At 38.8% G+C, this 12386-nt stretch carries 9 protein-coding genes; 4 read left to right on the forward strand and 5 right to left on the reverse strand.

Features of this window, described 5'->3' with window-relative positions; translation table 11 throughout:
* The first annotated feature begins 58 nt into the window (after window positions 1–58).
* From C7972_RS03035 to C7972_RS03050, 4 genes are all read left to right on the forward strand, one after another.
* Window positions 59–2476 carry an ABC transporter permease gene (locus C7972_RS03035; RefSeq protein ID WP_110354703.1) on the forward strand — a complete coding sequence of 806 codons (2418 nt, stop codon included), beginning with the start codon at window positions 59–61 and terminating at the stop codon, window positions 2474–2476.
* Window positions 2477–2495: 19 nt separating this feature from the next.
* Window positions 2496–4913, forward strand: coding sequence for an ABC transporter permease (locus C7972_RS03040; protein ID WP_110354704.1), 2418 nt, complete (start codon window positions 2496–2498; stop codon window positions 4911–4913).
* Window positions 4914–5011: 98 nt separating this feature from the next.
* Window positions 5012–5674: an ABC transporter ATP-binding protein gene (locus C7972_RS03045; RefSeq protein WP_110354705.1), complete on the forward strand. Its 663-nt coding sequence runs from the start codon at window positions 5012–5014 to the stop codon at window positions 5672–5674.
* 138 nt (window positions 5675–5812) lie between these two features.
* A complete protein-coding gene (locus C7972_RS03050) occupies window positions 5813–7033 on the forward strand; it encodes a hypothetical protein (protein WP_110354706.1) in 1221 nt (406 codons plus the stop codon).
* 783 nt (window positions 7034–7816) lie between these two features.
* On the opposite strand, the gene C7972_RS03055 is transcribed toward C7972_RS03050, so the two are convergent.
* From C7972_RS03055 to C7972_RS03075, 5 genes are all read right to left on the reverse strand, one after another.
* A complete protein-coding gene (locus tag C7972_RS03055; protein ID WP_110354707.1) occupies window positions 7817–8440 on the reverse strand; it encodes a gamma-glutamylcyclotransferase in 624 nt (207 codons plus the stop codon).
* Window positions 8441–8590: 150 nt separating this feature from the next.
* Complete coding sequence (locus tag C7972_RS03060; RefSeq protein ID WP_110354708.1) at window positions 8591–9046, reverse strand: SRPBCC family protein; 456 nt, start codon at window positions 9044–9046, stop codon at window positions 8591–8593.
* Window positions 9047–9346: 300 nt separating this feature from the next.
* A complete protein-coding gene (locus tag C7972_RS03065; RefSeq protein ID WP_110354709.1) occupies window positions 9347–9700 on the reverse strand; it encodes a VOC family protein in 354 nt (117 codons plus the stop codon).
* A gap of 102 nt (window positions 9701–9802) precedes the next feature.
* A complete protein-coding gene (locus C7972_RS03070) occupies window positions 9803–11293 on the reverse strand; it encodes a pyridoxal-dependent decarboxylase (protein WP_110354710.1) in 1491 nt (496 codons plus the stop codon).
* A gap of 102 nt (window positions 11294–11395) precedes the next feature.
* Window positions 11396–12109 (reverse strand): GDSL-type esterase/lipase family protein, encoded by a 714-nt coding sequence (locus tag C7972_RS03075; RefSeq protein ID WP_110354711.1) that lies wholly within the window; start codon window positions 12107–12109, stop codon window positions 11396–11398.
* Between the last annotated feature and the right edge of the window lie 277 nt (window positions 12110–12386).

The following is a 12386-nucleotide window of genomic DNA, read 5'->3' on the forward strand; positions in this document are numbered from 1 at the left end:
GACCGAACCGATTCCCCCTCTCTTGGAGGGGGTTAGGGGGAGGTCAAAATCAACAATCATGTATAAAAATTATCTAAAAATCGCTTGGCGAAGTATTAAAAGTGATAAGCTCTTTACCTTTATAAAGGTTGGGGGCTTTGCCATGGGCATTGCAGCTTGTCTGTTGATTGCATTATTCATTAATGACGAACTCAGCTATGACCAACAATACAAAAATAAGGATCGTATTTATAGGGTTGTTTTACAAGGTGTAATGGATGGTGAGCTAAGAAAAAGTGTTCATTTTCAATTGCCTTTTGCAGATGCCCTACAATCCGATTTTCCAGAGATAGAAAAGGCAGGGAAAATAAATATGAGCGAGCTCTTTGGGGCTGGGAAACGTGGCTTGCGATTGGCGGGTGATTCCCAGAACAATTTTGAGGACGGATTTGTATTTGCCAATCAGAACATCCTTGAAATTCTTGAGATTTCCTTGGAACAAGGCAATGCTAAGGAAGCCTTATTACAACCCGGGAATATGGTAATTTCAAAATCCAAGGCAGATAAATATTTCCCTAATGGGGCGGCTTTGGGTAAGACCATTGTTTTGGACAATAACACTTCAAAGCCCTATACTATTACCGGGGTAATGCCAGATTTCCCCAAGAATTCCCACTTACAGTTTAATTTTCTGTTACCTATAGAGGATACCAACATGAGTTGGACCAACCAGAACTACTTCACCTATATTCTAGTGGATGAAAACACCGATATCTCGGCCTTGGAGAAAAAAATGTTTTCTATTATGGAAAACTATGTGATTCCTGCCCAAATGGCTCGTGGTCGTGCCCCTGATTTTATCGAAATTTTAAAGACTATAGAATACAAATTACAGCCTATAGGGGATATTCATTTACGATCGGACCTGGCCATGGGCGATGGTTTAAAACACGGTGATATTCGTTTTGTATGGCTCTTTGGTGCCATTGCAGGTTTTATTTTAATGCTGGCTTGTATCAATTTTATTAATCTTTCCACAGCCAAATCGGCCAATAGGGCCAAGGAAGTTGGTCTGCGTAAAACCGTGGGCGCGTATAGGAGTAATTTGGTTGGACAGTTTTTGACCGAATCGGTGTTGTTCAGTATAATCTCATTTCTATTGGGAATTATGTTGGCCTGGGCCTTGCTGCCTTTCTTTAACAGTATAGCGGCAAAATCGATTTTATTTCCCTGGCAGGTGTGGTGGTTTGTTCCGCTAATGGTTTGTTCCGCTTTATTCGTTGGAATCTTGGCCGGAATGTACCCCGCATTTTATCTCTCTTCCTTTAGACCGGTAAATGTGCTGAAAGGGAGCATTAGTGTTGGTAGTAAAAGCGGCAAGCTGAGGAGCGGTTTGGTCGTGTTTCAGTTTGCCACATCGGTAATCCTGATTATAGGGACACTGATTATTTACAAGCAGATGGATTATATACAGCACAAAGAATTGGGTTATAACAAGGAGCAGGTTGTTATTTTGGATGGGGCCAATATCCTAGGAAACAAATCGGAGAGTTTTAAGGAACAACTCTTACAGCTTCCCCAGGTACAAACAGTAACAAAAAGTGATTATTTGCCGATAGATGGCGCCAAAAGAAACGGAAATACCTTTAAAAAGACAGGGGAGGGTATTGAGGACCGTGGGGTTCCTGCACAGATTTGGAGAGTGGATTATGACTATATAACAACTTTGGGAATCCAAGTGAAGGAGGGCCGGGATTTTTCACGGGAATTTGCTTCGGACTCCGTGAATTCGATGATTATCAATGATCAAATGGCCCATGAACTGGGGTATGATAATCCCATAGGAAAGCAGATAAACAACGGAATGGATTGGACGATTGTGGGGGTCGTGGAGGACTTTCATTTTAAATCCTTGAAAGAAGATATAGCCCCACTTAGCCTGGTGATTGCCAATAATGATAGTGGTGCTATTTCAGTAAAGCTCAAGCCGGACAATATTGGGGAGTCCTTGGCCTCTATTGAAGCAATTTGGAATAAAAATGTTCCCAATCAAGTTTTTTCTTATTCCTTTTTAGATCAACAATTCACCCAAATGCACGAAGATGTGGAACGCATGGGGAAAATATTCAACAGCTTTGCCTTGTTCGCAATTCTAGTGGCCTGTTTGGGCTTGTTTGCCCTTTCTGCCTTTATGGTGGAACAGCGTAAAAAGGAAATTAGTATTCGGTTGGTTTTGGGGGCTCCTTTTGAAAGTATCTATAAACTGTTGACCTTGGATTTTCTAAAATTGATTCTTTTGGCCATTCTTATTGCGATACCCCTAGGATGGTATATGATGAACCGATGGTTGGAGGATTTTGCCTATAAGATTGATATTGGATGGGACATATTCTTTGTTGCTGGTGGAATAGCTTTGATCATTGCTGTGGCGACCATTAGTTATCAGTCCATTGGGGCTGCATTGATCAAACCCTTAAAAAGCTTAAGGACAGAGTAAATTATATAAAAGAATTACTATGTACACACTATTCCTAAAAATCGCGACAAGGTATTTGCTTAAGAACAAGTTGTATTCCTTTATCAACATCTTTGGCTTGGCCATTGGATTGGCATCCTTTGTTTTAATTATGATATACGTGAACCATGAGCGGAGTTATGACACTTTTGAGGGCTCTGAAAATGTATATCGGGTGTATATGGATTATTTGGAAGGGGAAGAGTGGGTTCCTGGAGATGCCAATGCCTACATTGTAAGTGGCCCTACCTTACAGGAGAAATTCCCGGAAATTAAGGATTTTGTGCGGCTTCGTCGCATGAAAGGAGTGGTTTTGATGCGCGACAAGGATATTTTTGACAACAACACTGGGTCTTTGGCAGATAGCAGTTATTTCGACATTTTTGATCGCACTTTGGAAAAGGGTGATATTAAAACGGCATTGAAAGAACCGTATTCAATGGTGCTGTCCACTTCTCTGGCACATAAGATTTTTGGTTCGGAAGACCCTTTGGGAAAAACCCTGAAAATAGGAGGTGACGAAAATTCTTTATTTACAGTATCTGGGGTTTTGAAAAACAGTTTACAAAACACCCACATTGATAACGATTTTCTGGTCACGTTCAACACCTTCTATACTTGGAAGGAATTTGAACGCGATTGGAAGTATACCTGGAATCAAAACGAATATTTTACGTATATAAAAGTGGACAAAAATGCTGATATACCAAGGCTCAATCAAAAGGTCATGGCTTTTGAACCTAAAGGTTTATTGAACGAAAGGCATCATTTGGAACCATTGGAAGATATTCATTTGCATTCCAATAAGCCGTATGAGGCGGACACTAATGGTAGTGCCAATAGTATTAGGCTTTTGGCCATAATCGCATTTATAACCATTCTATTATCGTGGATTAACTATGTGAACCTTTCCACCAGCAAATCTATGGAACGGGCCAAAGAAATAGGTATACGGAAAGTAGTAGGTGCCAAACGGCCACAATTGATAATGCAGTCCCTTTTTGAATCAAGCATACTTAATTTCATTGCCATCTTGTTGGCGATGGCTGCAGCCTATCTAATGTTACCTGCTTTTAATAAGTTCGTTGGGTCTAATTTCGAGCTGGACAATACCCAATTAAAAGTCCTATTGCCTTATTTCGGTTTTATTTTCCTAGGAGCCGTTTTGTCTGCCTTCTATCCTGCGTTTGTGTTGAGCAAGTACAAATCAGTGACCGTGTTAAAAGGAAAATTACAGACTTCCAACACAGGCCTCAACCTACGAAAAGGCCTGATTATTGGTCAGTTTTTTGCCACAATAACGCTATTGACAGGTGCTTTCGTGGCTAATAAGCAAATTCGTTTTCTTCAAAATAGGCCGATTGGCACAGAACTTCACAATTTGGTAGCATTAAACGGTCAAGTATTGAACAGGGAACATGATTCCCTTTTAAAACGGGATTTTAGTAGCTTGATGGACGAACTTAAAAAAAGCCCGTTCGTTAAGAATGTGGCATTGGCTCAGACGTATCCAGGTGATGATTTTTCAAATTTGAATTCGAGTTTAGGCCTTGTTTTTCCTGATGGAAGAACGGATGATAAGCGGGTGTGGTATAACTACACGGTGCAGCCAAGCTACTTTGATGTAATGGGTATGGAATTTGTGGCAGGAAAAGCCTTTCCCCAAACAGCTATGGAATGGAGCCATAATATTGTCATCAATGAAAAATTGGCCCGGTTCATGGGCGTTTCCGATATGCAAAACCTTATAGGTAAAACGATAAAATTTTGGGATCAAGATTGGACCATATCGGGAGTGGTTAAGGATTACCATCATTTTGGACTGAAATCTCCCATTGCGCCAATGATAATTACGCATAACAAGAGCATTGGAAATATTTTGGTAAAGTTTGATGAAAGGGTTGCTACATTGGCAAATACGAACGTTGCCCTGGAGGATTTAAAAGAAATTTGGTATCAAGTTTTTCCAGAGAGCACGTACAATTACATTTTTTTGGATCAGAATTTTCAAAGGCAATATATAGAGGAAAGAAAGTTTGCCAGGGCCTTTCAGATTTTCACAATTTTGGCGATTCTCATTGCATCTATGGGCCTCTTCGGGCTTACCACCTATACTGTTTTACAACGTAAAAAGGAAATTGGGATTAGGAAAGTCAATGGAGCCAAGATTGGGCAAATCCTATCGCTTCTCAATAAAGATTTCGTAAAATGGATAGGGCTTTCTTTTGTAATGGCCGTACCAATTTCATGGTATGCGATGAATATATGGCTAGACGGTTTTGCCTATAAAACCACAATGAGTTGGTGGATTTTTGCCTTGGCAGGGATTGTGGCTTTATTAATTGCCTTGCTAACCGTGAGTTGGCAGAGTTTTAGGGCAGCAGTGGCAAATCCTGTGGAATCTTTGAGGGATGAATGAACAATAACAAATATTTATGGTCGTGAAAAGACGTTTTTAAATATGTAAATGAAAAACTAGTAACTTCTAAATATAATTAGGGACTTAAAACTTAAATTATGCTACTACAATTAAACAACATTTTTAAATGGGTAAACTCAGGAGGGCAACGTGTCTTCCTCCTAAAGGATATCAACCTTACTGTGGAAGAAGGAGAGTTTATTTCCATTATGGGACCCTCCGGTTCCGGCAAATCCACATTGCTCAATGTTATTGGCATGTTGGATAGTTTTGATGAAGGGGAATACAGTTTTTTGGACGAGCCCGTTCACACCCTAAAAGAAAAACACCGCGCCAATTTGTACAAACAATATATAGGCTTTGTCTTTCAGTCCTATCATTTATTGGACGACCTTACCGTTCAGGAAAATCTGGAAATGCCCTTGCTCTATAAAAAACTGGGGAGTTCCGAACGAAAATCCTTGGTGGCGGATACCCTGGACCGATTTAATATAGTAGGAAAGAAAGACTTGTTTCCGGCACAGTTAAGTGGAGGCCAACAACAGTTGGTAGGGGTTGCGAGGGCGTTGATTTCCTCTCCAAAACTTATCCTGGCCGATGAACCAACCGGAAATTTAAACTCTAAACAGGGGGAGGAGATTATGGAGCTTTTTAAGCAATTGAATGAAGAAGGGGTTACCATAATTCAAGTAACGCACTCTGAAAAAAATGCTACCTACGGTTCACGTATTATCAATCTTTTGGATGGGAGGAAAATATAGGTTTTAGAAGTTTATATTTTAATGGGGGTCTACATTATGGAAATAATTGTAATTTTTCCAGACGGCATTAATTATTTGGTATCATAACTACCAACTAATGTTTTGTGTACTTTTAGGTATTCCATTGGTGAGTTGAATATGAAAAATTATTGGCAGTATCTTATAGGTTTTTTGATGGTGCTACTGATCTATGGGATTCATATGCTCCCCGTATCGGATAGTATGTTGAATGAAAACAACACCAAACTATCCCATGTTTTTCTGGCTTCCCAAATTAGATATCATCAGGAATTTGCACCCTTCGCGAGGCGGCCATTAACATCCTTGTTGGTCGAAGGTTCTTCCGGTATTTTTGGGGTGACCTTGGGGGAGTCTTTTGTTCTAGTGAACTTGTTATTGTTATGGATTAGTGGCATATTGATCTTTACCCTATCATTAAGACTTAAAGCATCAAAGGGTCAGGCAATGTTTAATCTTGTGGCATATTATCTAAGCTTTTCAATACTATTCGCTTTTTTTCCTCCAGTGTTCAGTTATGATGAGCCACTTCAATATTGCTTAATTTTGCTCAGTATCCTTGCTTTGATCAAGGAAAATTGGAAATATTATGTTCCATTATTTTTAATGGCAACCATAGCTAGGGAAAGTACTGTTTTTCTTTGGCCAGGGTTGGTCGTTATCTTTGCCGGTCTAAGTCTGAAGTCCAAGAATTTATGGTCTGCCACTGTCAAAAAGAAATTGTTCCTTCTTTTTCTACCGCTTCCTTTATACGGTATTTATTTGGGGATATTTATATGGGCAACCGGCATTTGGAAGGAAACTTCGGAGTTGGTTGCCAATAGGCTTGGTTGTTACTTTCAGAACTTTGGAACTTTTGCCAGTTCAGTTGAAACCTTAGTGTCTTTTTTCTTGGTTTTGGGTCCAGGTCTTTATTTTCTTTATATGTCCATAAAGCCCAAGACTTATACCATTTTGGAAAAAAAATACATCTTGGCCTTTCTACTTGCCTTAGTGATAAATACTCCTATTGTAATGACTGCTACTTTGGCTAGGGAAGCTAGATTATTTGCATTGCCTCTTTTTTTTATATGGCCTTTGGCCGGACAATTGTTCGGAAAGGAATTAAGGCTTTTATTGATGCCCAGCTTGTATCTGGATGGCCTTAAGAACTGGCGATGTAGTTTGGCGGTGTTGGCTTTGTGGCTAATCAGTTATTTGATTGCGTTTAGATTGTACGTTCCCAGTTTTCCTTCCCAGGACAACTTTTTTAATGAATATCTCTTTGTGCTTCTGTTGATCATGTCCCTGCACTTTGTGCTTAAGAACTTTTTGAAAAAAAATAACAAGGCTTTACTTTAGTAATTCTATGTACTGCAGCATTTATAACTAAATTGGGAAAGCCACTTTTCGTTTATTTGGCCATGGGCAGGTCTACTATTACAATAAATTTATGGTGCTTTAAAATTTGAAGGATATACTTATATTATGTATGTTTGGAACAGAACCAATAAGGTGTAATTTGCACTGATATTGTTGAATGAAACAGTATTTTTTGATTCATTATGGAAGGCCATAACTTTAATACAATAGAAAAATACCACTTTGGTCAAGACCAAGGTGTTATAAGGTTATTAGGATATTTTGCCCAACAATATCCTCTCAATCATTTGATTAGAAAATCGAAAATCATCTTCCCGAATATTTAGGCACCCGCAAGTGTGCTTAAAACAATCCTATAAACCTTACGCCCATTTTTTTGGTAACAATGGTTGTTTATCTTGTAGTTGCCATGACTCGTAGGTAATGGTTTTAGTGCCCTAGGATTGCCGTTTTATATTTTTTTTATTTATTAATTATTTAAAATTATTATCATGGCTAGAGGGAAGAAATTAAAAGCCCCAAAAGTGGATTTAAAGACAAAGAAACAGGAGAAAATCAAGCAAAAACTGGAAGCTAAGCAGACAAGAAAGCGCAAATGATGCGGCTTGGTTAAGTTGTAATATTTCTGTTAATTCAGTATTACTTGGTTCATAAAGAAGATGAACAAACCCCCTTTGAGAACTATTTCATTGGGGGTTATTATTTAATATGATAAGATAACGATTATCTATTCAGCGTATTGGACATGTCCTTATGTATAAACTATTCCCGCATCTTCTTTGGTATTACGGTAGCCACCAATGTGGGGTCGGGAGGTATGGTGGAATGGTCAAATTCCCTTCTGTGCATAATTCCCATAGTATCATAGGTAGCCAATACTAGATCTAAATAACCTTTTTCCACGATGCTTTTGTCCCTGTCCATTTCCGGATCGAACTCATATGCCGGCAGTGCCTTGTAGGCATATATTATACCATTTATAAAATTGTATTCCTCAACTCGATCCGTGACATCAATTCTGCTGTACCCCAATTCAAATTCATCGAACAATGCCAATTCTTCCGGGGTTACGAAATACAAAGTGCAGTTTAACCGTATATCCTTATTCTCAATAATATTTAAAAAAATGGACTTTTCGTAAGCTATGGTGCTGCTATTTTCAAAAGAATTGGATTCATAGTTTATATATTCTGCAGGAAAATTCGGGTCGTTATTGGGGGCTACAAAATTCCAGGCCCGCTGCAGACATTTTAGATGAACCAAATAGATGGAATCTTGGTATTTTTTGCCTAGTACTTCCTCAACACTCTTTAGGGAGGATAACATTCCATAGCCTATCATTCCCACTTTCCCCTCTGGAATTTTTATAGTGGATTTTTTATTCATATTGTTTTAATATAATGAATTGTGCACAAGTGTATTGTGTAGAAATTATGAGGGACTCCAACGTCATTCGAAATCCTGTTCCGATTTGATAAACTAGGTGGCCATTGGGCTCAAATTTATCGAATTTTGGCAATGTTATAATGGTTGTTCTTAAAATATTTCTTCCAAAGCGTTGGTTCTATACTCAAATATCTCCTGTAGCTTTCCTTTTATAATTAGTTCATTGGCGATACTTCCCAAAAAACCTAGAGGTGGTTGGTAGCTCACAATATCGGTCATTAAGGTCCCGTTGGTAATGGGTTTGACAATATGTTGATGGTGCCAAATCCTATAGGGCCCTACCCGCTGCTCGTCTACGAAATAGCTATTTTTCTTTAAATGGGTAATTTCAGTTACCCAGGTGGTTTTAATGCCAAGCAAAGGTGAAACTTTATAGCTAATGATCATCCCTTCGTACATTTGGGAGGGAATATCTTCTGAAGTAATATCAAACCCCATATAATCCGGTGTAATTAGCTTTAAATTGCTAGGGTCTGAAATAAATTTCCATATTTCATCGACTGAGGTTTTTATTTCCTGTGTTCTCTTAAATTGATAAAACCCCATAGATTGAAATGTTAGGTTAAAAATTGATTTTTAGAGTGGTGTTTATTTTAATATACGAAATACTATGTATAACGGTATTTGTCCAAGGTATAATTATTAATTATATATGAGGATGAATTTTTATTAGTGAAACTCAATTTTGAGAAGTCGGTAAGACGCACTTAAAATTGCAAGTTGAACTAATCCCGCCTTTTTTGGCGGGATCTAGGTTCAATACCTCGACCCTAGGGTCGATTCCTATTATTGGGTTCAGGGCCTGTCTGCCGACAAAGGCAGGCCTGCCTTGAGGTTTAATACCTTTTATTTTACTTGATCCGACCAAACAGCAAGTTCATTGCCGGAAGGGTCTTTAAACTGGAATCTGCGTCCACCGGGAAAGGAAAATATATCTTTGGAAATTTCGCCCCCACTTTTCTCTATTACATTTTTTATTGCGTTTAGATCGCGGTGATATAAAATTACCAACACCCCATTTGTTATCGGTTCCTCGGTCTTTTCAAAGCCTCCTTCCAATCCACTATTGGAAAAAGCAATATAGGTGGGGCCATAGTCGGTAAAGCTCCAATTAAAGGAGGATTTATAGAACTTCTTAATTTCTTCCAAGTCTTTAGCCTTAAATTCTACATAGTTGATGTGGCTGTCTTTAGCTGTCATTTAGCAAGTTTTTTTATGCAGATTGAATGCGGGTTTAATTTGGTTCGTTATAATTTGATGCAATGGGGTAGGGATATAAACCCATTGATTCTCGGTTTCAACTTATTTGGTCCTTAGTTTTTGATGCATTCTTTTTCCTTCCCTAACTATTATTTCAATGATTTCCTCAATATCTTTTTTAGAGGTCCTAAAGTTGACGATACATCCCCTTAGGCAGTATTTATGATGTACTATGGCATTTGATAGGAAAACCTTGCCGGCCTGTTGTAGCTCATCCAAGAGAGCTTCATTCAAGGTGTTTAAATAGGTTTCGTTCTTATCGGTTTTGTCACCATAACCCTCTGGAACATACCTCAAGGTAGTTATGCTCAAGCTTTGGGTGATAGCTTCCAATTCGGAATGATTTTCAGCCAATAGGAACAGTAGTTTGGATAATTCCATATCTTCCCTGATGGTTTTCAAATAACCATTTCTACCTATCTGCCTTAAGGCCATCCATACTTTAAGAGCTCTAAATCCACGTGAATTCTGTAGGCCATATTCGTAAAAATTCAAAGCTGGCCCATGATCATTTTTACTAAAATTATAATATTCGGGGTGGGAACTATAGGTGTCTGTAAGGTGTTTGGGGTTCTTTACCAACGTACATCCTGCTTCCAACGGGCTATAGAGCCATTTGTGCGGATCTAGTGCAATGGAATCTGCCTCTTTAATTCCCATGAACATTTGCTTTAATTCTGGATCAATAGCAGCAGGTATACCATAGGCCCCATCTATATGGAACCATAGATCATAGGTCTTGCATATGGATGCAATGCCATTTAAATTGTCTACAGTTCCCGTACTCACATCGCCGGCCGTTCCAACCACCATAAATGGTTGATGACCTTCATCCAGATCATTTTTTATGGCTTGTTCCAAGAGCATATTATCCATTTTGTTTGTAGAGTCCGTTGGGATCCACCTGGTGGATTTAGACCCGTGACCAAAAAGAATGGCGGCCTTTTCTACCCAGGTATGGGTAGTTTTTGAACAATAGATCAGCAGCTTTTTTGAAGTGGAGCTAAGTCCGTCTTCCTTAATGGTTTTTGGGGCCTTAGCGGTACGCGCTGCTAAAAAAGCAGTGAAATTGGCCATATTGCCACCACTTACCAATATTCCACCATAGTCTGGGGAGACCCCAATAAATTCTGCCAGCCATTGTACGGTTTGCTTTTCTATTTCTGTCGCCATGGGGCTCAGTATATGTGCGCCCACATTAGAGTTTACCGAAGCAGCCAATAAATCGGCAAGCATGCCAATAGGGGCAGGGGATGAGGTAATGTAGCCCATGAATTTTGGATGACCGTTGAGTAGGGAATGGTCCATCAACAGTGCTGCTGCATTCGAAACAATATCTTCCGTTGGACTTCCATTCTCGGGGAGGGATGATCTTCCTAATATTTTTTGCAATTCTTGTGACCCTTCCCCCGGGGTAACCGGTTTTTCATCTATTGTGTCCAAGAATTCGGCTATCTTATCTATTAACTGATAACCGATTGTTTTAAACTGTTCTTTGTTTATTTCCAATGATGTATTTCGTTTATCGGTCATTTCCTTCAATAATTTTATTGTTAGTCGACTCTATCTTTATAGTTGATGTAGTATTATTTTGTACGCTATTCCTTTAAAATGTTCTGTAGTGGCCCTTTTGGGTCATTGGAAATATGTGATTATTTCTTCTGCAATGAGTTTATGCCCTTCTGCATTTGGATGATTTACCTGGGACATAAACTTTGGAATGCTATCTCCGGCCAAAACCTTTTCTTTGAATAAAGTGTAACTGTCCACGAGTCCAACCCGGTTCTCTTTGGCCAAGAGTTGAATCTGATTTTTGTACTGTTCCAATACATTGTCCACTTCCAAAATATTTACCCTTTGGTCGGGGGAAGGGGTTAAAAGAATTATTTTGATTTTCAGATTCATGGCCTTTTTAATCATTTTGTTCCAAGCTTCATAGGATTTCTCAAGGCCTACTCCAATATCGTTTAAGGCATAATCTATGAAGAGAACATCTGGCTTATGGATTAATACCTCCGATTCAAACCGTTCCGAACCGCTAACTGAATTCTCGCCACCTATGGAAGTATTGATAATGTTGATGACCGCAAAGGGATATTGTTCTTTGAGTAATTTCAATACTTGGTAAGGGTAGGAGTCCAAGGTATTGACAATAGGAGTCTTAAAATACCCTGCTGGAACGGAATGCCCGTGAAAGACCAAATTTATGGTGCGGTTATGGGGCCATTTTATGCCAAGATCTTCTTTGATTTCCTTTAGATAATCCAAAGGATCGGCCATCCTATTTTGGGTTCTTCCTTCCCAGGAAAATAAAACCAAAAAGAAAAGGATTACATTTATTTTTCTCATTATTCCCAACCTATTTAAATTATTTTAAATATACTCCAAAGTCTCCTAGGACCATTGGCAAGTAAAGAAAATAGATTCTATTTTACCTCCAAAAGGGCAAAAAATATATCGAAAAAATACTGTCATTCCTTTGTTTCTTTTATAAGTGGACACTGTTAATTTGTTTTTGGACAGTAGCGTAGAGACTTTAACCTTGGATTGTCGTAGACCTAAGGGTTGTTTATTGTTGGTTAAAAGTAATGGGGAGGGAGGTATTCCGATTTTCCTTTCTTTATAT

The sequence above is a fragment of the Arenibacter sp. ARW7G5Y1 genome (assembly GCF_003201775.1).
GTDB lineage: Bacteria > Bacteroidota > Bacteroidia > Flavobacteriales > Flavobacteriaceae > Arenibacter.